The 22,593-nt window shown below is 51.5% G+C and carries 26 protein-coding genes; 13 read left to right on the top strand and 13 right to left on the bottom strand.

The window, feature by feature from the left end:
• Positions 1–27: 27 nt before the first annotated feature.
• Positions 28–867: an endonuclease/exonuclease/phosphatase family protein gene (locus tag MKO97_RS11270; RefSeq protein ID WP_241103320.1), complete on the top strand. Its 840-nt coding sequence runs from the start codon at positions 28–30 to the stop codon at positions 865–867.
• Complete coding sequence (locus MKO97_RS11275; RefSeq protein ID WP_241103321.1) at positions 864–1,394, top strand: DUF1697 domain-containing protein; 531 nt, start codon at positions 864–866, stop codon at positions 1,392–1,394. Before MKO97_RS11270 ends, MKO97_RS11275 begins: the two co-directional genes overlap by 4 nt.
• Before the next feature lie 50 nt (positions 1,395–1,444).
• Here the strand turns inward: MKO97_RS11275 and MKO97_RS11280 are convergent, their stop codons facing one another.
• From MKO97_RS11280 to MKO97_RS11290, 3 genes are all read right to left on the bottom strand, one after another.
• Complete coding sequence (locus tag MKO97_RS11280; RefSeq protein ID WP_241103322.1) at positions 1,445–2,512, bottom strand: inorganic phosphate transporter; 1,068 nt, start codon at positions 2,510–2,512, stop codon at positions 1,445–1,447.
• Between the two features lie 10 nt (positions 2,513–2,522).
• A complete protein-coding gene (locus tag MKO97_RS11285) occupies positions 2,523–3,170 on the bottom strand; it encodes a DUF47 domain-containing protein (RefSeq protein ID WP_241103323.1) in 648 nt (215 codons plus the stop codon).
• A gap of 214 nt (positions 3,171–3,384) precedes the next feature.
• On the bottom strand, positions 3,385–3,924 hold the full coding sequence (locus tag MKO97_RS11290) for a hypothetical protein (RefSeq protein ID WP_241103324.1): 540 nt from the start codon (positions 3,922–3,924) through the stop codon (positions 3,385–3,387).
• Between the two features lie 999 nt (positions 3,925–4,923).
• Here MKO97_RS11290 and MKO97_RS11295 point away from each other — a divergent pair.
• The 4 genes from MKO97_RS11295 to MKO97_RS11310 all read left to right on the top strand — a co-directional run bounded on the left by MKO97_RS11295 (position 4,924) and on the right by MKO97_RS11310 (position 8,061).
• Complete coding sequence (locus MKO97_RS11295) at positions 4,924–5,811, top strand: hypothetical protein (protein ID WP_241103325.1); 888 nt, start codon at positions 4,924–4,926, stop codon at positions 5,809–5,811.
• 356 nt (positions 5,812–6,167) lie between these two features.
• Positions 6,168–6,563, top strand: coding sequence for a superinfection immunity protein (locus MKO97_RS11300; RefSeq protein ID WP_241103326.1), 396 nt, complete (start codon positions 6,168–6,170; stop codon positions 6,561–6,563).
• Positions 6,564–7,293: 730 nt separating this feature from the next.
• The gene (locus tag MKO97_RS11305) at positions 7,294–7,602 is read left to right on the top strand and encodes a hypothetical protein (RefSeq protein ID WP_241103327.1); all 309 of its coding nucleotides are present in this window, start codon (positions 7,294–7,296) and stop codon (positions 7,600–7,602) included.
• 96 nt (positions 7,603–7,698) lie between these two features.
• The gene (locus MKO97_RS11310) at positions 7,699–8,061 is read left to right on the top strand and encodes a hypothetical protein (protein WP_241103328.1); all 363 of its coding nucleotides are present in this window, start codon (positions 7,699–7,701) and stop codon (positions 8,059–8,061) included.
• Positions 8,062–8,272: 211 nt separating this feature from the next.
• Here MKO97_RS11310 and MKO97_RS11315 read toward each other — a convergent pair whose 3' ends face one another.
• From MKO97_RS11315 to MKO97_RS11360, 10 genes are read right to left on the bottom strand one after another with little or no spacing between them, the layout of a single operon-like run.
• On the bottom strand, positions 8,273–8,797 hold the full coding sequence (locus MKO97_RS11315; protein WP_241103329.1) for a DinB family protein: 525 nt from the start codon (positions 8,795–8,797) through the stop codon (positions 8,273–8,275).
• A 22-nt stretch (positions 8,798–8,819) separates the two neighbouring features.
• Positions 8,820–9,272 carry a GNAT family N-acetyltransferase gene (locus MKO97_RS11320; protein WP_241103330.1) on the bottom strand — a complete coding sequence of 151 codons (453 nt, stop codon included), beginning with the start codon at positions 9,270–9,272 and terminating at the stop codon, positions 8,820–8,822.
• The gene (locus MKO97_RS11325; protein WP_241103331.1) at positions 9,269–9,823 is read right to left on the bottom strand and encodes a GNAT family N-acetyltransferase; all 555 of its coding nucleotides are present in this window, start codon (positions 9,821–9,823) and stop codon (positions 9,269–9,271) included. Before MKO97_RS11325 ends, MKO97_RS11320 begins: the two co-directional genes overlap by 4 nt.
• Entirely contained in the window at positions 9,820–10,179 is a 360-nt protein-coding gene (locus MKO97_RS11330) for a nuclear transport factor 2 family protein (RefSeq protein ID WP_241103332.1), read from the bottom strand. The genes MKO97_RS11325 and MKO97_RS11330 overlap by 4 nt, the downstream gene beginning before the upstream one ends.
• The gene (locus MKO97_RS11335) at positions 10,176–10,754 is read right to left on the bottom strand and encodes a DUF1572 domain-containing protein (RefSeq protein WP_241103333.1); all 579 of its coding nucleotides are present in this window, start codon (positions 10,752–10,754) and stop codon (positions 10,176–10,178) included. The genes MKO97_RS11330 and MKO97_RS11335 overlap by 4 nt, the downstream gene beginning before the upstream one ends.
• 2 nt (positions 10,755–10,756) lie before the next feature.
• Positions 10,757–11,296, bottom strand: a complete 540-nt coding sequence (locus MKO97_RS11340; protein ID WP_241103334.1) for a YbhB/YbcL family Raf kinase inhibitor-like protein — start codon at positions 11,294–11,296, stop codon at positions 10,757–10,759.
• A 4-nt stretch (positions 11,297–11,300) separates the two neighbouring features.
• Positions 11,301–11,786: a thioesterase family protein gene (locus MKO97_RS11345; protein WP_241103335.1), complete on the bottom strand. Its 486-nt coding sequence runs from the start codon at positions 11,784–11,786 to the stop codon at positions 11,301–11,303.
• 40 nt (positions 11,787–11,826) lie between these two features.
• Positions 11,827–12,546, bottom strand: a complete 720-nt coding sequence (locus MKO97_RS11350; protein ID WP_241103336.1) for a hypothetical protein — start codon at positions 12,544–12,546, stop codon at positions 11,827–11,829.
• A 1-nt stretch (position 12,547) separates the two neighbouring features.
• Entirely contained in the window at positions 12,548–13,741 is a 1,194-nt protein-coding gene (locus MKO97_RS11355; protein WP_241103337.1) for an acetyl-CoA C-acyltransferase, read from the bottom strand.
• A gap of 50 nt (positions 13,742–13,791) precedes the next feature.
• A complete protein-coding gene (locus tag MKO97_RS11360) occupies positions 13,792–14,394 on the bottom strand; it encodes a TetR/AcrR family transcriptional regulator (protein WP_241103338.1) in 603 nt (200 codons plus the stop codon).
• Between the two features lie 1,057 nt (positions 14,395–15,451).
• Here MKO97_RS11360 and MKO97_RS11365 point away from each other — a divergent pair.
• From MKO97_RS11365 to MKO97_RS11395, 7 genes are all read left to right on the top strand, one after another.
• Positions 15,452–16,303: a DUF6263 family protein gene (locus tag MKO97_RS11365; protein WP_241103339.1), complete on the top strand. Its 852-nt coding sequence runs from the start codon at positions 15,452–15,454 to the stop codon at positions 16,301–16,303.
• Positions 16,304–16,366: 63 nt separating this feature from the next.
• On the top strand, positions 16,367–16,936 hold the full coding sequence (locus MKO97_RS11370) for a hypothetical protein (protein WP_241103340.1): 570 nt from the start codon (positions 16,367–16,369) through the stop codon (positions 16,934–16,936).
• 91 nt (positions 16,937–17,027) lie between these two features.
• Entirely contained in the window at positions 17,028–17,600 is a 573-nt protein-coding gene (locus tag MKO97_RS11375) for a non-canonical purine NTP diphosphatase (protein ID WP_241105522.1), read from the top strand.
• A gap of 100 nt (positions 17,601–17,700) precedes the next feature.
• The gene (locus tag MKO97_RS11380; protein ID WP_241103341.1) at positions 17,701–19,548 is read left to right on the top strand and encodes a DEAD/DEAH box helicase; all 1,848 of its coding nucleotides are present in this window, start codon (positions 17,701–17,703) and stop codon (positions 19,546–19,548) included.
• A gap of 89 nt (positions 19,549–19,637) precedes the next feature.
• Positions 19,638–20,399, top strand: a complete 762-nt coding sequence (locus MKO97_RS11385) for a carboxypeptidase-like regulatory domain-containing protein (protein ID WP_256463639.1) — start codon at positions 19,638–19,640, stop codon at positions 20,397–20,399.
• A 509-nt stretch (positions 20,400–20,908) separates the two neighbouring features.
• A complete protein-coding gene (locus MKO97_RS11390; RefSeq protein WP_241103342.1) occupies positions 20,909–21,529 on the top strand; it encodes a hypothetical protein in 621 nt (206 codons plus the stop codon).
• Positions 21,530–21,594: 65 nt separating this feature from the next.
• A complete protein-coding gene (locus tag MKO97_RS11395) occupies positions 21,595–22,317 on the top strand; it encodes a hypothetical protein (RefSeq protein ID WP_241103343.1) in 723 nt (240 codons plus the stop codon).
• Positions 22,318–22,593: the final 276 nt, after the last annotated feature.

The raw sequence follows: 22,593 nt of genomic DNA on the forward strand, positions 1-22,593 counted from the left end.
TTATTTTTACATGCCAAATCCAATACAATGAAAACGTTCTTTTACCGTATACTGCTCGTGTTGTGCGGCCTTTCCGTTCAGGCACAGGATGTAAAAGTGATGACCTACAACCTTCGTCTTGACATTGCGTCGGACGGTGAAAACCGATGGGACCTGCGAAAGGAGTTCCTGGCCCGGCAGGTGAAGTTTTACCATCCTGACTTTATGGGCACACAGGAGGGCAAAATCCGGCAGTTGATGTACCTCGACAGTACGTTGGTGGAATACAACTACATCGGACGCGGGCGCGACAATACGCCTACACAGGGCGAATTCAGTGCGATTTTTTACGATGCCTCGAAATACCGCGTACTGCGCGAATCGACCTTCTGGCTGTCGGAAACACCCGAGGTTGCCTCCAAGGGTTGGGATGCGGCCCTCGAACGGATTTGTACGTACGGGCTCTTCGAAAACCTGAAGACCAAGAAAAAAGTCTATGTATTCAATACCCACCTAGACCACATCGGCGAGGTGGCCCGCGACAACAGCGTGAAGCTGATCTGGAAAACCATCCGCGAGGTCAATGTCGAGAATTATCCGGTGATCCTGACGGGTGATTTCAATTCCGAAACCAAATCGAAGGCGTATCGTTATATTTCCTCCAAAATGAACGATTCGAAAGCCGTGTCGGAGACCCTTCCGTTCGGACCCGATGGGACGTTCAACAACTTCGAGTTCAACAAACCGGTTACACTGTTGATCGACTATATCTTCACCAGCATGGAGGATATTGCGGTTAAGAAATATGCGGTGTTGAGCGATTCGAAGAACTGCCACTACCCTTCCGACCACTTACCGGTTTACGTCGAATTATTCCTGCGGAAATGACCCGTTTCGTAGCCCTGCTGCGCGCGGTGAACGTAGGCGGCACCGTCCTGAAGATGGACGCGCTTCGTGGGGCGATGCAAACCCTCCCTGTTTCAGGGGTGACTACGTATATCCAAAGCGGTAATGTGCTGTTCTCGGCAGAAGGTACCGCGTTGGACTGGCAGGAGCGCATCGCGCAATTGATACGTGACCATTTTAGTTTGGATGTCGCGGTGATGGTCTTGACAGCGGCTGATGTAGCCCAGGCTCTGGCGGCAAATCCGTATCATACGGAACCGGACGATGTGAATCCGTATTTCGGTTTCCTGCTGACATTACCTGACGATGCGGGTGTATCGGCGTTGGCGGAAATCGACTTCGGTCGCGATGAATATACACTTCAGGGCAAGGTGATCTATGTCTGCTACGCGGAAGGAGCCGGCAGCACCAAACTGACCAATGCCGTCATCGAACGCAAGTTGGGTGTTAAGGGAACGATGCGCAACCAGAAAACCGTCCGGCGCCTGTTGGAATTATTGCAGGCATAAAAAAACACCGCGATGTGCGGTGTCTTCCCTATTCATTTGTTTTGGTGTGTTTAAAACAGGCTGATCAAACCGTAGATAACTCCGGCCAACAAAGCCGATACCGGAATCGTCAGGATCCATGCGACCAAAAGGTTACGGGTGACGCCCCAACGGACGGCCGATACGCGTTTGGTAATCCCTACCCCGATGATAGAACCGGTGATGGTGTGCGTAGTAGATACCGGAATACCGAAATGTTCCGTGATGTATAAGGTAGCCGCACCGGCTGTTTCTGCCGCTACGCCTTCCAGCGGTGTTACTTTAGTGATCTTCGACCCCATGGTTTTGACGATCTTCCAGCCACCGCTCAGCGTTCCGAGTCCGATGACCAGGAAACTCGCCAGCGGTACCCACCACCAGAAGCCATCGGCTACGAACATCTTGAAACGGGCGTCTGATTCTGCGGCCAGGAATGCGGCGTCGTTCTCAATCTGAACCTTATAACAAATAACGGCTGCACCGATGATACCCATTACTTTCTGGGCGTCGTTGCCACCGTGTCCGAGACTGAAGAGTGCCGACGACACCAATTGCAGGCGTTTGAACCATTGTTCGGCCTTTCCGAAGTTCGCCTTTCGGCAGATGTGCATGATAAGGACGGTGACGAAATACGCGATCACGAGTCCGAGAAGCGGTGCACAGAAGATAAACAGGAACGTCGGTACGACCTTGGCGTAATTCACCACATCTACCCCACCTACCGACAGCGCGCCGGCGTGGGCCAGGGCGGCACCCATGAAGCCTCCGAGGAGGGTGTGTGAGGAAGAGGAAGGAATACCGAGTTTCCAGGTAGCGAGGTTCCAGATGATCGCGGCGATGAGTCCGGCCAGGATGACCTCGAGTGTAATGAACTGTTCGTCGACTGATTTTGCGATGGTGTTGCCGATCTTGAATTCGCCGATCCAGTATTTAGAGATGAAATAAGCGGCGAAGTTGAAGGCGGCGGCCCATAATACGGCCTGGAAGGGCGTCAGTACTTTTGTCGCCACGATCGTTGCGATCGAGTTGGCTGCATCGTGGAACCCGTTGATGTAATCAAAGACGAGTGCCAGTATGATGATGATGATGAGAATCGTCATGCGCGGGGGATTAAGAGTGCTTCACAGCGATGGACTCCATCACGTTGGCGACGCTTTTGCACTTATCGGCAGCCGTTTCGAGCACCGACAGCACCTCTTTGTACTTGATGATGTTCTTCACATCCGTTTCGTTTTCGAACAGGTCGGCGACGGCCTTGTCGTATACGGTGTCGGATTTGTTTTCGAGTTTATAGATACGGTTGCACGCTTCTTTGATGCGCTTGACTTTCTTCAGGTTTTCGAGTTCTTTGACAGCACCGTCGATTTGCTGGCAGGCTTCGAGTACGATCTCGGTGAGCTTGCGGATCGATTTCGTGATTTTGTCGACATGGTAGAGACGCATCCGGCTTGACGCACCGTAAATGTTTCCGGCGATGTTGTCGATGGCCGAAATCAGTGCGTGGATGTCTTCCCGGTCGAATGGCGTGATGAAATTCGTGCTGAGCTGGAGGTTGACTTCCTTGGCGATATCCTCACCAATGGCTTCATACTCTTCGATTTTCTGGAACAACGCGTTCCGTTCATTCGCCGGCAGGTTGACCACCTCGTGGAGGGCATTGGCCATCAGGATGAGGTTTGCGGTCGCTTTTTCAAACAGGGGAAAAAAGGTCTTGTCTTTCGGGACGAAGAACTGGAAAATGTTGTTAAGGGATGCCATATTCAGTTTTTTGACGGGGCAAAGGTATCGGGGCAATGTTAAGTTAGTGTTAAGTTAATGTGAAACGCAGGGTTGATGTGTGGTTTGGGTCTTTGGAGTCCGTGAGCTTGTTAGTCCCTGAGTCCCCGAGCGCCTGAGCGCCTGAGCCGACTACAGCGAATGACTTCTGACTACTAACCACTGACTACTGACCACTGACCACTGCCTACGACTGTCAATGATTCATCACCCTAAACCATCCCCGATGAGACGCGAACTCGTGCAATCGTCGCCAGTGTCCTTTCTCTTTTACATACAGCAACACGGCACTTGTCATTCTGTTGGTGCGTACGGTCTCGACGTAGATCCAACCGTACTTACGATCCGGTGAAAAGACCGGATAGGAAAAGGCAAAGTGCGTCTTGTAGGCTTGAAACTCCGGACTCCTGCTACGATCTGCCTGATACGATTCGTTGATGATCCTAACATACGGCAGGGCAAAATTTTCCCACTTGACAGTCTGAACCGCCTCAAGACCGGGAAGCAGGCCGAACGGACAATCTGGGTATTTGTCTAACAACAGTCGCTTGTCGAGCTTTTCCATCTCGAACGTAAGACTGTCTGGGGCCAGACTTTCATTGAATACGGCCATATACTCGTCATCGCGGTATCCGAAGTCGCGGTGTATCCCGGCCATAAATTCCGTCACAAGAGCCTCCTGACCGAAGAGCGCCTGTGTGAGAAGCCACGTGAATAGCAGGTAGTACCGTTTCATGATCCGGCTAGAGGTTGTGGATGCTAATGTACGAAATTGGAGTTCAGCAACTGAGGAACTGGGGAGCTACGAGACTGCGACTGGATGGGATCCCTCCTGCGTCGGGATGACAAGGTAGAGCGGAATAACTAGTCCCTGAGCGCCTGAGTACTGGAGCGACTTAGACGGACTACTAAACGGGATTCCTTCGCTGCGCTCGGAATGACGATTTCCTCCTTTCAAATGGAAGGGTGGGGAAGCGCCGGGGCCTACGAACTAGCGGATGGGGACGCGTGCCACCACGGACTACTAACTACTGACTACTGCCCGCTTCTGCGACTGCAACTTGAAAGGTCCCTCGCATAGCTCGGGATGACGGATTCATCCGAGACTAATGGATTTCTCGGCTGCGCTCGAAATACCAGTGGGCCAATCAGTTCTTTTTTGGCCCGGTGTGTGTAATGGTGCTATGTCTCGCCGGGAAGGACCACTGCCCACTTCCCACTGCCTACTTCTGCGACTGCCCACTGCCTACTAAACGGGACTCCTTCGCTGTTAGTTCGCGCTTGTTTGCTATTACTTCGTGCTTGTTTGCTTTCACTTCGCACGTGTTCGCAATTACTTCGTGCTCGTTCGCAATTACTTCGCGCTTGTTCGCTACTTATTTGTACTCGTTCGCTAATTATTCCTGTTTGTTTGCAAATTGGTTTATGGTTCATGGTTCATGGTTCATGGTTCGTAGTTCGTAGTTCATAGTTCCTTCACCAACTCTTATCTCCTGTCTCCTGTCCCCTAACTCCTAACTCCACGTATTTCTACGCACCCCCATGTCATTCACCGTTGAAATGGGTGTAGTGGTCGGGAAACGTTAACAAGATGAAGGGCGGTTTTGTACGTTTGAATACTGAGACTACTGGTTACATCGATTATTAAACGACGTTACCGATATTTGTTATTGATGTCTTCGTGCGTTTTGCACAGTTTGCGTTGTGCCCCTTCTTATACTGAAAAGTCTATTTTATGTTCGAAAGCATCCTCATTGTTATACTAGTTGGAGCAATCACTGTCCCGTTTATTATCTACAATAATAGTCAAAGTAAAAACGCCCTGGCGTCAGGGGCGACTTTTTCACCAAGTTCAACGGATGTAAAATCTGAATCCAGCCAACCTACCAAAGAATCTGTAGAATCCGTTTTAAGGATATTAGAAAGGAAAACACAAAGTGCCAAGTTGAATGCAGTCATAATGATCTTGCTAACGCTTTTCATACTCAGTATTGGTGCAATAGTTTTTTACCATGCAGCGGACATTGCTTTACTAGATGAGGAAAAAAAGGAAGAAACTTTCCTTCGAACAACTGAGGCTCAATTGAAGGAGCAGTATCTGAAGCAGTACTGTGAGGGAAGAAAATGGATTTATTCCGATTTAAAACGAAGATGGGACGAAACTGAATTGAAGATTGAAGCTTTGGTCAAACAAGGAAAAAAGGTAGACCCGGAACTTAATCGAATATTGGCGCAAAGAAATCAAATTGTACAAACGGTTGAAGCCACGAGTACTGATAAAATTCTACAAAGACAACAAGAAATTTCGTCTATCAGAAAGAAGAAAGACTCGTATGACTACTACGGTAAATTTACGACGATTTCCGTACGGTTGATGATTTCGATATTTGCGTTTTATATGTCGCAGATATTCTTAAAACTATACCGCTATAACCGAAACGTTGCCGATTTTTACGAAGGGCGCTACATTGCCATCCTTGCAAAATCTGAGTTCAATTTGAACTATGAGTTTTCAATGAGGTCTTTTCATCATAATTTTGATTTTGGACGCTCACCAAGAAATCCGTTTGACATGGCCTTAGAATTTTTAAAGGCTGCGAGGGATACAGAAAGCAATAAGTAGATCGCTAGTTAAGAGGTTACGATCTTCCGACATTCGCAACTCCTGCGCCAAAACTACTCCTTCCCTTATTTCATACTGGGATGCAGAAATGGATCGCGACCATTCCGGTATACCTTTCTCCGGCGATATGAGTTGATAGTTAACGGTCATTCATCATTAGTTACGCTTCATTCATCGTTCATGGTTCATGGTTCATGGTTCATGGTTCCTTCCCCCGTATTTCTACGCACCCCTATGTTGTTCACCGTTGAAATGGGTGTAGTGGTCGGGAAACGTTAGGGAGATGGCTTGAAATGGCTTATATTTGAGAAGCTTCGGAGCGCTTGCCCCAAGCCGCTGACCTAACCAAAACCACCATGTACGTACCCTTGTTTATCGCCTTGGGAGAATTTGGCGTGAAAGAACTCCTCTTACTTACGATCATCGGATTACCGCTTTACTTTATTCCCACTATCGTAGCGTTTTCGCGACAGAGTAAAAACAAGCTACCGATTGCGCTGGTCAACTTTCTTTTGGGTTGGACCGGCCTCGGCTGGATCGGGTCGTTGCTTTGGGCGTGTCTTTCGGACAACGGCTCCAACCTGCACATTTATAACAACCAAACATTGACCCATTCGACCCAAACCACCACCGGCGCCGACAGCGGAAAGAAAGTGGAGATCCTGAAATCGTTGAAGGATTTGCACGATTCGGGTGTGTTGTCGGATGAGGAATTTGCGAGGGAAAAGGAGAAGGTGTTGGGGGGTGGTTGAGGCTTAAACTCCTCCAAAGGACGAGTTGCTAACGCCAGTGGATGGATTTTTTTCGCGTTAACCTTTTTTAACTATCAAACATGAAAAAGTTCTTCTTCTTACTTCTGTTCGTTCTGACGATCCAGTCCGTACACTCCCAGACGGTTTATATCACGAAAACAGGAGAGAAATACCATCGGGAAGATTGTTCGTATTTACGACAATCATCTATCAGCATTAGCCTGACGGAGGCGCTCAACCAGGGCTACGTGGCGTGTAAAGTTTGTAAACCCGAAACAGCGCCTGTCCGTAAGTCCTCAACCACGAGTGCGCCCTCGGCCGAAACGAACGACAACGCCACCGAATCAACGACTCGTTCGGCCGCAGTGCAATGTTCCGGCACAACAAAAAAAGGGGCACAATGCAAGCGAATGACGACGAATGCGAGTGGAAGGTGTTATCAGCATTGAAAGAGCGTCAGAGAATCTATTCACTCTGACTTGATTGAGTGATTTAATGAACATAAGGAATTACGAGTGTTGGGATTATACGGCGAAACTTTGAATCAAAATATAAACGCAGGGTAATCGAGGTAGTTTTCGTATCATTGACACTCACGGATTCGGTAAGAACATAAATCCGAGATGTCGCATCGGATAACATACATCGGTAAAAGCCGTTCTCAACTACACGCCATGTCCTACCGATATCCCGCGAGCCACGAGACTCTCGCTCTTACTTTCCCTCTACTATGAATAACCAAAACCGATCAAAGCTCCTTCTGTCAGGCACCGCCCTGTCTATTCTCGTGTTTTTCTCGATTTCCTTCCTGACGGTACTGGCCCAAATCATTCCGTTTCATTATTATGGGGCGAAGGAAACCTACAAGCTTGACATCGGCTTTCCCTTCAAATTCTATGGGCAATTTTGGTTACGTGGTAATGATATTCCCAATTCAGGCTGGACCATCCCCAACCTGTTTTATGACTGCTTGCTCACGTGGTTGGTCGTAACCGGACTTTACTATATTGCGAAACGAAAACGAGACCGTTTCGACTAACACGGCGTTGCGAAAGCGGCCCTTGCTCCCGCGGATGCTTACTCTCTCTTACTTACCCCGCCTACCTCAGAAGGGGGCATTAACCTAAACAACCCCATGACCTTCACCAAATTAATTCCCAGCGTTTTCTACACCCGCCTGTCCGATGGGCTGATCCTGTTTGTCGATTGTTTGGGGTTTGCGATCGGGCATGAAGACCGCCATACTTCGCCACCCTTTTGCGTATTGGAAAAGGACGGCCTGGTCTTGATGGTGTTCGAAGATGAGGCGTTGGCGAACGAACACTATCCGGAGTTGCGGCTTGAAACCGAAAACATAGAAGAAGTGTATGCGAAAGTGGCAGCCTCCCACCCTCACCTGCTCCATCCCAATTTGGATAAAGTGACCCTTCGGCCCTGGGGCGCGAAGGAGTTTGCAATCAAAGACCATCAGGTCGGGATTCGGATCATGCAGTGGTAACCGGCGGGTAGCAGTGGCGGTGAGCAGTGGCCAGTAAGCAGTGGGCGGTGAGCGGTGAGCAGTGGGCAGTACCAAGTACTAGCGAGAAAATTTGTTCTTACGAACCAATCATACCGAAGAAAAGAAGGTCACTCACCGTCGGTCTTCCCCACTTCCCATCTCCCGATCTTCCCCATCTTCCGATCTTCCGATCTTCCCAACTCCCGAACTTCTACCCCCCCATTATCCCCAAATACGCCCGAAACGCGCCCACTTCCTCCTTGTATTGCCGCGCCAGGATGCGGGCGATCTGGGCCAGATGGCTGAGGTCATGGGCGACCCAGGTGGCGAGGAGTTCCCCGAGGGTGACCTCGCCGATGCGCGGATGGCGGGCCGAACGGGTGAAGTCGGCTTCGGTGAGGGCAAACCGCTGCCATTCGGCTATACTTTCGGTGCGCAGGCGTTGGAATTCGGCCAGCAACTCCTCCATAGAATGCTGTTGCGCAAGCGCGAAGTGCGCTTCCATGTCGATTGGTGCCAGCGTACGATCGGGCCCGTCTGACAGTATCACACGGATACGGGGCAGCCAGTCGGTTTCTTCGCATACGATAAGGTGGGCGATGGCCTCTTTCACGGTCCAGGTGTTGGCGCCTTCGTTGCGGTGGGTCCAGTCGTCTGACAGGCCCGACAAGAGCGCGTGCAGCACACGGGGTGTGCGTTCGATGAGTTCAAAGGAGTGGGCGATGGTGGTTTTCATAGTGTTGGATATAGGGTAACGTTCAGAGTATCACTTCCATTTTGGTATCAGCGCGTTTGTAGACACTTCCCACCGCAGGCACCTCCCTGAAGCCGAAGTGGCGGTAGACGTGCAGGGCAGCGGCAAGGGTCGAATTGGTAAACAATACCACCCGGGTTCCGCCCCGGCGGCGGACTTCGTCAAGGGCCGCGGCACAGAGCTGTTTCCCTACTCCCATTCCCTGGAAGCGGTCGTCGACGGCCATTTTCAGCAGTTTGAACTCACCGTCACCGACAGGCAACAGTGCAACGGTGCCGATGATCGTGCCCTCGTGCTCGGCAAAGAAAATCTGTCCGCCTTTTTCAAGGATATACACCTCGGGATCCGACAATACAGCATAATCTTCGGGTTCCATTTCAAAAAAGCGGGTGATCCAGGCGCGGTTCAGCCGCTCAAAATCGGCTCTATAGGCCGGTTGGTAGTCTACAATCGTCATGTGGCAAATTTCGTGTTTTGGGGATCATCTATAGCATCCAGGTGGCGGATCATGCAAAGGGCGTCAACGTAGCGTCCGTCGATCAACAGGTCGTTCGGCACCACGGGGCCCACAGCGGCAAATCCGAGGCGGGTGTACAGGTCCACTAACGGATTGCCGTCAGGCGCGAGCACCCAAAGCTGCAGTTGTGTGAGTCCGGGTACCGCCTGTGCCATCCGGATGCCTTCGTCCATCAGTTGCCAGGCGAGTCCACGACCGCGGAACGTCGGACCCACATACAATCCGTACAGCCCCGCGCGGTGCCGTGCTTTGCTCCGACCGTCCCGCCGGAAGCGCACGTAGCCCGACAACGTCCCGTCGGCAGCGAAGGCACCGACCACAAAAGCGTCCCACGGGAAACCGAACCCGATTTCGTCGCGGTACGCCTCGGGTGTCTTCCGTACCTCATCCTCATAACTGTCGGAGAAGGCAAACGGTGCATCCTGAAGGGCAAAGAGGCGCAACGCCCGGTAGGCCGGCGCATCGGCAGGCCGCAGTACGCGAATCGTCATGAGGCGTAGTGACAGAGCACACGGGTGGCCCGTCCGTGTTCGTTCAATTCAAAGACCTCAGCGGCGAGCCGTCCGTTTACAGAGACGTAATACAACACCAGCGAGTGCACTCCGACAAAACAGTGCCGATAGGCGAAAAACAGGTCGGGATAGGTGTCGAGACCGACCCGGAAGTAGGCGGCCAGTTCGGTTTTACTGCGGATGACACCTTCCTCATTGAATTTTAGTAACGGAATGAACGGGGAATAGAACGTGAGATCGTCGTCGTAATGGGCGAGGATGCGGTCGAGGTCGTGGCTGTTCCAGGCTTCGATCCATTCGTGTGCAAAGGCTTCTGCAGCAGCGGTTGTCATCATAGGTTGGGGGTTGTTGGAGGTGTTAGAAATTCGTCGGTGAAATGGGCTTTGTGTCGCTCCTGCGAAAATTTATCGGCGTTGAACTGTCCGGATCCGCCCTTCGGGATCGACAGCGACGTCCAGTGTTCGGCGCACATCTTTCCAATGAACACCATTTGTCCGATGTGGTAGGGATAATGCGCCAATTGCCGGTTGATTGCCTCTACCACGCTATGGCCCTGGTTGCGGATGTAAATGGTGGTGTCGAGGTCGTCTTCGCGCAGCGCGTCAAGGGTGTTGAGGAAGACGTTCCAGCCGTCGTTCCACTGTTTGAGAATCCCGGCCCGGTCGGTGGCATCGTCTTCAAACTCGGCATCGCGGTTGCGCCAGTCTTTCTCGCCATCGGTCGTCAGGAAATCGGTCCAACGGCTCAGCATATTGCCCGAAAGATGTTTGACAATCGTGGCGATGCTGTTGCTTTCGTCGTTGTAGCGCCAGTGCAGCGCCGCATCGGGCAATTGGTCTAAGGTCTTTTCGCCCAGCATTTTGTAATACGCAAATTGCTTGCGTACGCTTTCAAGGTAATCGGTTTTCATGGCTATCGTTTGTAATAGAAAATAAGCGAGGCTTTTTCAAGGAGGTTTTGTTCGAGCATAAAGCCAACGAGCGCAGGGTTGGCGGTGGCGTCTAACCCGAGTGTGTCGGTTTTGAGGGCGTAGACGGTCACGACATACCGGTGCGGTTTGCTGCCTTCGGGCGGACACGGCCCGCCGTAACCGGTGGTGCCGAAATCGGTGCGACTTTGGATGGCTCCGCGTGGCGCGAGGCCTGCCGCTACGTTTCCGGCGTTCGTTTCTAGTGACGTGACCGTGGCCGGGACGTCGAATACCACCCAATGCCACCAGCCACTTCCGGTGGGCGCATCGGGGTCATAGACCGTCAGGGCGAAACTTTTGGTGCCTTGGGGGGCGTGCTCCCATGACAGTTGGGGCGAGCGGTTCCCGCCCTGGCAACCAAAGCCGTTGAACACCTGGGCTTCGACGGCCTGCCCGCCGAGATCGCGGCTTTTCAGGGTAAACGTCTGGGCGTTGACCGACAGAAAAGCAAGAAGTGCTGTGGTAAAGAATACACGTTTCATAGTATTACGAATACAAAGGTTTTACCGATTGAACGCGCTCGGCGAAGGTAGGCTGCTCCGGCAGGGGCGCCTGCACCTGCGAAAAGAACGAAAGCAACTCGTCGGAATGCGGCAGGCTTCGTTTGGAACTGATACTGAAGTGCACTAGCTTCGTCCACATGACCGCTTTGGGATGCGACTTGGCTTCGTCCCACATCAGGGCTTCGACCAGGAGACTGGAGGATGAAAACGAGAGTAACCGCGTCTCGATCCGGACGGTTTCGAACCAAGTGGCGGGACGCAGGTAGGCGATCTGCGTTTCGGCTACGACCCATCCGATGCCCTGTCGTGCCATGGCAGCGGTGTCGAAGTTATAGGCGTCGAGCAACTGCTCGGTTCGGGCCGCGATGAGATAGTCGATATAGCGCGAATTGTTGAGGTGGTGAAACGGATCGCAATCATGATGATGCACCCGCATGGTGCTTTCAAGGAGGGTGGGCAGGGAATTCATAGATGATGTATTGGTTAGGTGAAAATTGTGTTGGTTAGTCTTAGTTTTCCAGGGAAATGTGTGCGAGGTCAATCGACACCAGTGGCGGATCGGATAGTAAGGATGTACCGTCGTCCTGTCGCCTATAGGCGCGGCGTTTGGTAGCGAAGCGGAAACCGTCGACTTCAACATAATCGTCGAGGTAATGCGCGACCTTACCACCACCGGCGATATCGGCCTGGTAATCGTGGCGGCGGATGAGGTTGTTGCTGTCCACGTAGAACGTCTGTGTGCGGCAGTGCGTCGGAAAGCCGGGCGGGAAGGTGACCGAGAGGCGTCGTCCTCCCTCCCCTCCCTCCTGCCAACTGCCGGCATCGTCCGTCTCGAATCCCGAACCGGCGAAAAGGAACGGTGTCGTAAAGTATTGCCACATCGCATAACTCGCGAAATAAACAGCCTGCAGGCGTGTCCAGGGTGTTTCGCGTAGATGTCCCTCAAACGACGAACGGGGGTCGCGCAGTTCTTCCTGAGTCGCATCCTCCTGGTGCAACGCCACTCTATGCGGTTGGTAGGACGTGAACCATTCGACGCCCGTGGGTTCGTAGGATACAAATGGCGTTCGCGTGTCGAGTGTCAGATAGGTGTCGGCAAGGAAGTCGCCCTGCCCTTTGAATTGCCACAGCAGACCACCGATTCGGGCGTGGAGCCGCACCGTATGCAGACGCTGCCAACGCGTCAGGTCACCATGGGCTTTGACTATAGTAGACGGAAACGGTGTCATCTTAAGCGGTATGTGAAGAGTTGGAAAGCCGTTCTATCACAAAAGCCGATGCCCCGCCCCCACCGTTGCAAATAGCGGCGACACCGTATCGGCCGTTTTCCTGTTGGAGTACGTGTAGCAGCGTCACGAGTATGCGCGCCCCACTGGCCCCGATCGGATGCCCCAGGGCGACGGCACCCCCGTAGACATTCACCCGCCCCGGATCGAACCCGAGTAGTTGTTGGTTCGACGGCACCACAGAGGCGTAGGCTTCGTTGATTTCGAAATAGTCGATGTCGGAAAGCGACAACTGTGCGCGTTGCAACGCCTTGGTAATGGCGATCGACGGCGCGGTAGTGAACCATTCGGGCGCCTGCGCGCCGTCGGCAAAGGCAACAACGCGCGCCAGTGGCGTGAGGTTGTGTTGGACGACCGCCGCCTCTGAGGAAAGTAGTAAGGCCGCCGCCCCGTCGTTGAGGTTGCTCGAATTGGCCGCGGTCAGTGCGCCGTCTTTCTCAAACACCGGCGGCAGCGTGGGCACCTTCTCCGGAATGAGGTTGTGGATGTCTTCATCCGTGTCGACGATAACGGTGTCTTTTTTGCGATGGGCCGTTACCGCCACCATCTCCTGCCGGAACTTGCCCGCTGCCGAGGCGTCCTGTGCTTTTTGGTAGGAGGCCATTGCGTAGGCATCGAGCGCGGCGCGCGTGAGTCCGTATTTCGTTACGCCCAATTCGGCGGCGCTTCCCATGTGGAAGTCGTGGTACGCGTCCCACAAACCATCCTTTATCATGCCATCGGTCAGGGTCACCGTCCCGAGTTTGGTGCCGTTTCGCAGGAAGGCGTAATGGGGCACGTTGCTCATGCTTTCCATGCCGCCGGTTACGACGAGATCGTCGATTCCCAGTTGAATTTGCATCGCGCCCAGTGCGGTAGCTTTCAGTCCGGATGCGCAGACTTTATTGACCGTAGTAGCATCGGCTTCGTGGCGAATGCCTGAAAAGATAGCCGCCTGTCGTGCGGGCGATTGTCCGATTCCCGCGCTTAGGACATTGCCCATGTAGACGCTGTCGACCCAATCCGGCTGCACCGAAGCGGTCTCAAGGGCACTGCGGATGGCGAGGGCGCCGAGTTCGGTAGCGGAGAAACCCGACAGACGGCCCATGAGTCCGCCGATGGGCGTGCGTTTGGCGGCTACGATAAAAACTTCTTTCATGTTAGGTAGGATTAGAATATACCAATCGGTATATTAATGGTTAAAAAAAATCAGGCACGAAGGCCTTCTATGTAACGGGTTAAAAATTTCATGGCGATCCAGAGTTCAGTAGGGCGACCCGTTGTTTTAGCCTGCATGATAGCGCCTTCAATAATCGAGGTAAGTACCACCGCTGCTTCCGTCGGGTCACAGTCGGAACGGATTTCACCTCGGGCCACTCCCCTTTTCAACTGGTTTTCGACCGATGTCCTCCAGAAGTCGAGCGCCTTCGCCGCCCGGTCGCGCAACAGCGGATGCGTATCGTCGGCTTCGGTAGCGGTGTTCAGGATCGGGCACCCCGCTTTCAGGAACGGGATCGTAAGGAAATCGCGGTACACCTGGGGGTACACCAACAGGCGTTCGATGGCGTTTTCAGTGCGCAGCAGGCGCTCGCGGATATAAGCCGTCACGCGTTCGAAGTTGTAATCGAAAGCCGCCAGTGCCACCTCATCCTTATTGCTGAAATTCCCGTAGATGCTGCCTTTCGTGAGTCCGGTAGCTTCCGTCATATCCGACAACGACGTCCCCGCATACCCTTTGGCATTGAACACCGGCGCTGTCTTCTCCACGATAAACTGTCGGGTGCGTTCGGCTTTGGAGAGGGATTTGTCCATGTGTTGTGGGTTTCTTTTACAAATATACCGATTGGTATAATACGAAAAAAGAATTTAACAGTGGGGAGTAGTTAGTAGTTAGTAGTATGTACCAACGAGACAATTTGTTCTAACCATCTGATATGTTACTGAACGTACTTTCTCGATATCGCCTTTTCCGAACGTACGAACTTCGGAACTTACGATCTTTCGACTTTCGATGGTCCCGCACCGACTTAAAGACCTCGGCGAATAGGGTGATGCTTGAGCTTGAGATTCTAGAACAGCCATCCGCAAGTTGAATCGTCTGTGGTAACGGCGTATTGCAACGCACTGGAAGTAGAATGTTCCTCTTATCCGAAGAGCCAAAAAGAAACGATCAAAACGTTCATCAGTTTCCTGAAGTCGGAATGGCAGGCGTATGTCAAACGGAATTGAGGGTCGGCGACGAAAGGCTTTCGATTGTCTGCCCAAGAACCGTTAGAACGTGCTTTTCCTATCGTTATTTTAGGACGGATCAGTATAGCTAAAACAGGATTTATTTAGTAATCTGTATAGCTATTTTAGGGCGGGTCATAAAGTATAGATACTGTATGGATACTGTATGGATACTGTATGGATAGAGTATCACGAGTGTATCACGAGTGTATCACGAGTGTATGACTATCTCCTGCTATACCTCCCCCACGACAACTTACCACCGCCTACTGTCCACTGCCCACTTCCTACTGCCTACTGCCTACTTCTGCGACTGCGACTGCCAACTGAATGGGATCCCTCCTGCGTCGGGATGACAAGGAGTGCGGGGTAATGGTGCTATGTCTCGCATGGAGGTATCACTGCATACGGTCCGCTGCCTACTGCCTACTTCTGCGACTGCGACTGCGACTGTCCACCGCCTACTGCCCACCGCCTACTGCCCACTTCTGAGACTGCGACTGCGACTGTCCACCGCCTACTGTCCACCGCCTACTGCCAACTTCTGAGACTGAGACTGCCCACTGCCTACTGCCCACTTCCCAGAATCCACAATTTCACCACCAAATTCCCTAACTTCGCAGCATTATTAGTACTACTTATGCCACTACGCACCACCCTGACCCGATTCCTCCTTTTACTAGCCTTTGCTTCTGCTTACCCACAGGAAAGTATTAACTTCACGCTGCAATTCCGTCCGAAGAAGGCCTACGCCCAAACCATCCACCAATCCTACAAGACGACAATGGCCTATCAAGGCCCGGCCGACTTCCTGCAGAACCTTAAAGACAAGGGGGTCGAAAATCCGCAGTTGACCGAAAGGAGTACGGCAAGTAAGATACTGTTGAAAACCGGGGCGCAGCAGGCAGACCAGACATTCCCGCTGGTAATAGAATATACGGATTCCCCTATTATAAACGGTCGGAAAGCAGTTCCCGATGGAACGGCCATGTATGGTCGAGGGTCCACTAAAGCACCTATGGTACTCGATTCCATTGCCGCTGTCGGAATGGATCCACAATTTAAAAAGACCTTACTCGATATGTTGGGATCGACATTAAACCAAATCACTTATCCAGAGGAAAAGAGCCTGAGGATCGGCGATTCGTTTACGCAGGAAATTCCATTGAACATGCCGGTGCCGGGCGCGACCCTCCACATGAATATCAGGATTATTTATACACTGAAGCGTATAGACGGTAACCTGGCATATTTCGACATCGCCCAGAGTTACGAAATGCAATCGGGTATGTCAAAAGTCGATATGTCTGCCACGGGAACAGGCACGGGAAAGATGGAGTACGACATCCGTCATGGCTTTTTCCGCGCGATGGACACACAAAGCATCATGCAAATGGATCTCGCCATGAGCGGCCTCCAGCGAACGGACGTCCGGTTGAAATTCACGATGGAAATCGGGCAGAAATATGAAGTAGTGATCTCAGACCTGTAGCGTGTCACTTGCATTTTCTAGTTATCCCCTTTCCCATTTTCAGACTTCATTGATACCCTTACGATGAAAAACCTTTTCAGTGTCGCACTACTACTTCTTGGAAGTAATTTCCTAAACGCCCAAAACCAGACATCACTTGAAGCGGATGGAAATTTAGAATCCCCGAAACCCTGTGGATGTGTTACGATTGTAGAAGTCTCAAATGAAAACAATCCTGCCGATATCCTGGCTGGCGTAGAAAAATGTGTCGAATCGAAACAATTCGACAAAGCGGCCCGGCTTTTTGCGATCGCGGCGGTGTTTGGAAGGTATGACACCTTCAGGGTGAAAGACAAAAGTGCACACCAGGCGTTGAAGGTTCTCCAAATGAGACTTGTGGGCCAAATGAATGAAACCGATAGAAATGCCCTGTTGAAGAGTATAGAAAAAGAACTTGCATCGGGTTCAAAAGAATTGGATGCGATTTGTCAGTCGATTCGGCAAGTTGGGATTCCCAAATATCATCCAAAGTATATGATCCAACACGGAATTGAGGCATTCACAAACACTAACGGAAACGGCCTCGTGGAAGATTTTAACAGTGAGGAATCGTGGAATAAGGCCCTAAAAGATTATCTCCATTGTGGAGGATAAGCTGATCAGCCGTTTATAACCCACTTCCTAATTCTCTCATTTTCTAATTATCCAATTCCATTTGCTCATCCGCTCATTAACCCATTCGCTAATTCCCATGATCTTCGCTTCTTCCAATCCCCACAAAATCGCTGAAATCCGCGCCATGCTGCCCGAAGGTTTTGAACTGCTCGGACTCGCCGACATCCACTGCACCGAAGACATACCGGAAACCGCTGACACCATTGAAGGGAACGCCATCCTGAAGGCCAATTACATTACGGAGAAGTATGGGTATGATTGCTTCGCAGATGATACCGGACTCGAAGTCTACGCGCTCAATGGCGCACCCGGCGTACACTCGGCGCGTTATGCCGGCGAGCAACGAAGCGCGGCCGATAATATGGACAAACTCCTCGACGCCCTGAAAGACGCCACCGACCGCCGTGCCCGCTTCAAAACCGTCATCGCACTCAACCTAAACGGTGAACAGCACCTCTTCACCGGCACGGTAGAAGGCCACATCCTGACGGAGAAACGCGGCAGCCAGGGATTCGGCTATGATCCGCTGTTCCAGGCCGTCGGCGACGACCGCACCTTCGCCGAACTTTCGATGGAGGAAAAAGCCGAACGCAGCCACCGGGGCCGTGCCTTCGCGCAATTGATCGCCTTCCTGAAAAAGTAACTTATTCTGTTTCAATACGAAATAATTTTCGCTATTCCCGAAAGACGTTAGTTATTGCGGATTATTCGCCCTACCTTTGCGGCTATTTTTAAAACACGTAATGATTACATTTCAAGAACTTGGATTGAATGAGTCCCTGCTGCAGGCTGTGCGCGATATGGGATTTGAAAATCCTTCAGAAGTACAGGAAAAAGCGATACCGCTTTTATTGGAGCGCGACACAGACATCGTGGCGCTCGCACAGACAGGGACCGGAAAAACCGCAGCATTCGGTTTTCCTTTGATCCAGAAAATCGACGCTGACCGTCGCAACACGCAGGCGTTGATCCTCTCCCCTACGCGGGAACTTTGCCTTCAGATTACCAACGAGATCAAGCAGTACTCCAAATACATCAAGGGACTGCACACCGTGGCCGTGTATGGCGGCGCGAGTATCACCGAACAGGCACGTGACGTACGCAAAGGCGCACAGATCATCGTGGCCACACCGGGCCGTATGCAGGATATGATCAACCGTGGGTTGGTCGACATCTCGCAAATCAACTACTGCATCCTTGACGAAGCCGATGAAATGCTCAACATGGGCTTTTACGAAGACATCGTCTCGATCCTGTCTACCACGCCGGATGAGAAATCCACCTGGCTGTTCTCGGCTACCATGCCGGCCGAAGTGGCCCGCATCGCCAAGAAATTCATGAGCGAACCGGCTGAGATCACGGTGGGCACCAAGAACTCGGGTTCGGCTACCGTTTCCCACGAATTCTACATGGTACAGGCCCGCGACCGCTATGAAGCGCTCAAACGCCTCGCCGATGCCAACCCGGATATCTTCTCGGTCGTCTTCTGCCGCACCAAACGCGACACCCAGACCGTGGCGGAGAAACTGATCGAAGACGGCTACAACGCCGCTGCTTTGCACGGCGACCTTTCCCAGGCGCAGCGCGACTCGGTCATGAAGGCTTTCCGTTCGCGCCAGATCCAGATGCTCGTTGCCACTGATGTGGCCGCGCGCGGTATCGACGTCGACAACATCACACACGTCATCAACTACCAGTTGCCTGACGAAATCGAAACCTATAACCACCGCTCCGGACGTACCGGACGCGCGGGTAAACTGGGTACCTCAATCGTCATCGTCACCAAGACCGAACTGCGTAAGATCCACGCGATCGAAAAGATCATCAAGCAGAAATTCGAAGAGAAGACCATCCCGTCGGGCATCGAAATCTGTGAGATCCAGTTGTTGCACCTGGCCAACAAAATCAAGGACGTAGAAGTAGACCATGACATCGACTCGTATCTTCCCGCCATCACCACGGTGTTGGAAGACCTGTCGAAAGAAGAACTCATCAAGAAGATGGTGTCGGTCGAATTCAACCGCTTCCTCAACTATTACAAAAAGACCCGCGACCTGTCGAACCAAGCGGTGGGCAAAGAGAAACGCACCTTCGAAGACACGTCTTCCGTGCGGTATTTCGTCAACATCGGTTCACGCGACGACTTCAACTGGATGCAATTGAAGGATTTCCTGAAAGAAGTTTTGGATCTGGGCCGCGACGATGTCTACAAAGTCGACGTGAAAGAAGGCTTCTCGTTCTTCAACACCGATGCCGAGCACACCGACCGCGTATTGGAAACCCTCAACAGCATGACGCTCGAAGGGCGCCGTATCAGCGTAGAGGTGTCGAAAAACGAAGGCGGACGCCGCGAATTCTCAAAAGAAGGACGCAGCTTCGGTAAGAAAGACTTCTCAGGCGGCGGACGTCGCGACGGCTTCGAAAAGAAAGGCTTCGAGAAGAAAACCTTCAGTTCGGAAGGCGGCTTCGCCCGCAAGAAATTCGGCGACAAGGAAAGCAGCTTCCCGAAAAAGAAATTTTCCAGTTTCGGCGATAAAAGCGGTAAACGCAGCGAAAGTCTCGGTGAACGCAAACCGCGCCGGTCGAAATAAACCGTCGGTCTGTTAATTTTCTGATAATACCATGTGAAAGCCCCGAAATAACCGGGGCTTTTACTACTTTAGCCCCTACCAAACACGATATGAGGAAGCTCGCATCTTTATTGCTTTTCCTGCTGGCCGCCACGGCCTTCGGACAACAGGTTACCGTAGCGGGCACCATCGTCAACGACGGATCGCTGGCCCCTATGGGGAACGTCAACGTCATCAACATCAACACCGTAAAAGGAACCGTTTCCGACAGCAAAGGCAAGTTCGAAATTGCGGCCTCCGTCAGCGATACGCTCCATATTACCATGATCGGCTATAAGTCGATCCGCGTGCGCGTCACCAACGACTGGGTGAAGAACCGCACGACCACCATCCATATGACCGAGAAAGCCTACGCCCTTGAAGAAGTGGTGGTTCGACCTTACAACCTCACTGGTTACCTTGAGGTCGATGCAAAGCTGATCCCGATTCCTGAAAACTACCGGTACAGCATTTCCGGACTTCCCGCCGGTTATGAAGCCGGGGAGGCTTACTCCCCCAATGCCTTTGGTCGCGTGCTCGGTTCGATCTTCAACCCCGCCGACATGCTCTATAATTTCTTTGGTAAGAAACCGAAGGAACTACGACGGTTGCGCGAAATGAAAAAAGACGACACCGTCCGGAACCTCCTGGAATCGAAATACGACCGTGAGATGATCTCCGTACTCCTGGGCGTCGATAAGAAAGACCTGGGCGAAATATTGCAGCGTTGCAACTACTCTGAAGCGTTCATCCGCGACGCCAACGATCTGCAGATCCTCGACGCCATCAGCGCGTGTTATGAGGAGTATAAGATTTTGAAGAAACAGCAGTAGTAGAAGGAGTTGGCAGTGGGCAGTCGCAGGAGTAGGCAGTGGGCAGTCGCAGTGGGCAGTGATGCTTTCATGCTAGAACGTTGCACCCCATTAAGTTTACAGTCGCAGTCACAGGAGTAGGCAGTGGGCAGTGGGCAGTCGCAGTGGGCAGTGAGACTTCTGTGCGAGAACGTTGCACCCCATTCAGTTTACAGTCGCAGTCGCAGGAGTGGGCAGTGGGCAGTCGCAGTTGGCAGTGATATTTTCATGCGAGAACGTTGCACCCTATTCAGTGGGCAGTAGGCAGTCGCAGTAGGCAGTGATGCTTCCAAGCGACAAATTAGCATCATTACCCCGCACTCATTGTCATCCCCATTCCGGTGGTGGTACCCAACGAGCGTTTTGCGAAATTGTGGTGTCTCGGTTGGGTTGGACGTTCGTTTTTCAATAACTTCGTTTGGGATACGATCAGCGCTCCGGTTTGGGATGGGCGCATCTTCGCAAAAGCCTTTTGACGTTCGCAACAGACAATGAGACAACAACATACGGACGATATTATCAAATTCCTTACTGCTTATATTGAGCCGGTGGACGACAATGTGTATGGAGTTGGTTACAGAGCGGCTGTTTACTTGAAAGACGGAACATTCTTGCCTTGCGTTATCTTTCGGAATCCAACGACAATGGTGAATTTGGCTATTAGGCGATTTAAAGAAGAACAAACACAAAAGAATATCTTTGGCCGTCCATCGGCACGTGGTTATTATACCGTTGTAAAATCATTTGTGACAACCGGAAATTGTATTAATGCCCGCGACATTGACAGAGTCGAAAAAAGTAGGTTTGCATTTCCATTGCCAATACAAAGCCAAATTCGTGGCGAGACTACCATGGGTTGGACCGGTTTTGCTGCCCGCATGAAAGACGGAACGTATATTGGTTTTGGCACTACTTCCCATTGGGACTTTTTCGAAATGCCGGATGGCTATTCCGTTGACGATATTGAAGAAATCATCCCTCACAGCTACGTTCTAAAAACAGGAGAATTACGAAGCCATAGAGCGTCCTCCTTTGAACCCTCCGGTGCTTATAAAGACGCTGTCATCTATAGGGAGCGACCTTTTTTTGACTGCTTCATTGACAACTTATGATATAGATCCGTTGCCAAAATGCACTGTGGTTATGGAGGAATGACACTATCCCTAAAGAAGACGAAATGAACGGACTTGACAAAATGGAAGAGATGACAGGTAAGCAGGATACATCAGCTGAACTGAAAAAAGGAGCGATAAAACAGATCCTCATTCAGACGGCAGGTGACGTTTTGCCTGACTTTGAGTTTGTATCCTACAAAGACAATTGTTACTCCTTTCTACGACAACGTAAACTGCACCCTTTTACAGTTTACGAAATTCTCCACCTATCCTTCACGCTCCGTGGTAAAAACGTTTCCTGCTCGATTGCATCCAGGCTCAATCCGGGATGCCTTTTTTTTAGCGAATACAACACCGGGCTGCTAAATCCGCACCGAGACTTGAAAATGTTGAAGCCTACTTCAGGTGCTTTGCCTATCCAGGATGCCTACTATTTCCATAATGGACAAGTTGAAACCACCACACTGGTTGTGAAAGAAATCTTTGACGACTTTAAAGAATACGGTCTCCCCTTTCTTGACAAACAAATGGAACAACTAACTTCAAATTCTATTGTTAAACTGGGCTTAGCCTACATAGACGGGTTACAAATTGACAAACAGCAACTGAAAGCCGGGATCACAGAGGAACTGAATAAAGGTGGATATTTACTTTCTAGTATACAACACCCGATTTATATTGACCTTAAAGAGAAATTGCTGTCTGTAAGCGGCCAAAGCCGTGAAGACAGACGACTCATACCGAAGACTGCACACGAGTTATTGGAGCTGTATTGGATGAGATGAAACGAGCACGGGTCAGGTGTAGGCCTTGGGTAGTAGTCAGCGGTTGGTGGTTTGGATATAGCTTCTCGGTTACTCAGGTACTCCGTTTGCGGTAAGCGGGTTTTAATACATTGATGATACTGTATCCATACTCTATCCCTACACGATCCAGGAGGGAGGTGAGGCGTGTTTGGGAGTGACCGATAACGTCGCGGAAAGTCGGAGACGTTTGCACTGCGGAGCGGGTGTGGCTGCACGCCGTTAGCTACGGGATGTGGTTTTGATACATTCGTGATA

Source organism: Flavobacterium sp. HJ-32-4 (assembly GCF_022532105.1).
GTDB lineage: Bacteria > Bacteroidota > Bacteroidia > Flavobacteriales > Flavobacteriaceae > Flavobacterium.

Excerpts from the sequence above, each read along its gene's own strand:
- MKO97_RS11380 (WP_241103341.1), top strand. The coding sequence starts at position 17,701 with ATGATTACATTTCAAGAACTTGGATTGAATGAGTCCCTGCTGCAGGCT.
- MKO97_RS11275 (WP_241103321.1), top strand. The coding sequence starts at position 864 with ATGACCCGTTTCGTAGCCCTGCTGCGCGCGGTGAACGTAGGCGGCACC.
- MKO97_RS11395 (WP_241103343.1), top strand. The coding sequence starts at position 21,595 with ATGAACGGACTTGACAAAATGGAAGAGATGACAGGTAAGCAGGATACA.
- MKO97_RS11320 (WP_241103330.1), bottom strand. The coding sequence starts at position 9,272 with ATGACGATTGTAGACTACCAACCGGCCTATAGAGCCGATTTTGAGCGG.
- MKO97_RS11300 (WP_241103326.1), top strand. The coding sequence starts at position 6,168 with ATGTACGTACCCTTGTTTATCGCCTTGGGAGAATTTGGCGTGAAAGAA.
- MKO97_RS11360 (WP_241103338.1), bottom strand. The coding sequence starts at position 14,394 with ATGGACAAATCCCTCTCCAAAGCCGAACGCACCCGACAGTTTATCGTG.
- MKO97_RS11390 (WP_241103342.1), top strand. The coding sequence starts at position 20,909 with ATGAGACAACAACATACGGACGATATTATCAAATTCCTTACTGCTTAT.
- MKO97_RS11285 (WP_241103323.1), bottom strand. The coding sequence starts at position 3,170 with ATGGCATCCCTTAACAACATTTTCCAGTTCTTCGTCCCGAAAGACAAG.
- MKO97_RS11335 (WP_241103333.1), bottom strand. The coding sequence starts at position 10,754 with ATGAAAACCGATTACCTTGAAAGCGTACGCAAGCAATTTGCGTATTAC.
- MKO97_RS11270 (WP_241103320.1), top strand. The coding sequence starts at position 28 with ATGAAAACGTTCTTTTACCGTATACTGCTCGTGTTGTGCGGCCTTTCC.
- MKO97_RS11325 (WP_241103331.1), bottom strand. The coding sequence starts at position 9,823 with ATGACGATTCGCGTACTGCGGCCTGCCGATGCGCCGGCCTACCGGGCG.
- MKO97_RS11290 (WP_241103324.1), bottom strand. The coding sequence starts at position 3,924 with ATGAAACGGTACTACCTGCTATTCACGTGGCTTCTCACACAGGCGCTC.
- MKO97_RS11330 (WP_241103332.1), bottom strand. The coding sequence starts at position 10,179 with ATGATGACAACCGCTGCTGCAGAAGCCTTTGCACACGAATGGATCGAA.
- MKO97_RS11385 (WP_256463639.1), top strand. The coding sequence starts at position 19,638 with ATGAGGAAGCTCGCATCTTTATTGCTTTTCCTGCTGGCCGCCACGGCC.
- MKO97_RS11350 (WP_241103336.1), bottom strand. The coding sequence starts at position 12,546 with ATGACACCGTTTCCGTCTACTATAGTCAAAGCCCATGGTGACCTGACG.
- MKO97_RS11315 (WP_241103329.1), bottom strand. The coding sequence starts at position 8,797 with ATGAAAACCACCATCGCCCACTCCTTTGAACTCATCGAACGCACACCC.
- MKO97_RS11310 (WP_241103328.1), top strand. The coding sequence starts at position 7,699 with ATGACCTTCACCAAATTAATTCCCAGCGTTTTCTACACCCGCCTGTCC.
- MKO97_RS11370 (WP_241103340.1), top strand. The coding sequence starts at position 16,367 with ATGAAAAACCTTTTCAGTGTCGCACTACTACTTCTTGGAAGTAATTTC.
- MKO97_RS11340 (WP_241103334.1), bottom strand. The coding sequence starts at position 11,296 with ATGAAACGTGTATTCTTTACCACAGCACTTCTTGCTTTTCTGTCGGTC.
- MKO97_RS11305 (WP_241103327.1), top strand. The coding sequence starts at position 7,294 with ATGAATAACCAAAACCGATCAAAGCTCCTTCTGTCAGGCACCGCCCTG.
- MKO97_RS11355 (WP_241103337.1), bottom strand. The coding sequence starts at position 13,741 with ATGAAAGAAGTTTTTATCGTAGCCGCCAAACGCACGCCCATCGGCGGA.
- MKO97_RS11280 (WP_241103322.1), bottom strand. The coding sequence starts at position 2,512 with ATGACGATTCTCATCATCATCATCATACTGGCACTCGTCTTTGATTAC.
- MKO97_RS11345 (WP_241103335.1), bottom strand. The coding sequence starts at position 11,786 with ATGAATTCCCTGCCCACCCTCCTTGAAAGCACCATGCGGGTGCATCAT.
- MKO97_RS11365 (WP_241103339.1), top strand. The coding sequence starts at position 15,452 with ATGCCACTACGCACCACCCTGACCCGATTCCTCCTTTTACTAGCCTTT.
- MKO97_RS11295 (WP_241103325.1), top strand. The coding sequence starts at position 4,924 with ATGTTCGAAAGCATCCTCATTGTTATACTAGTTGGAGCAATCACTGTC.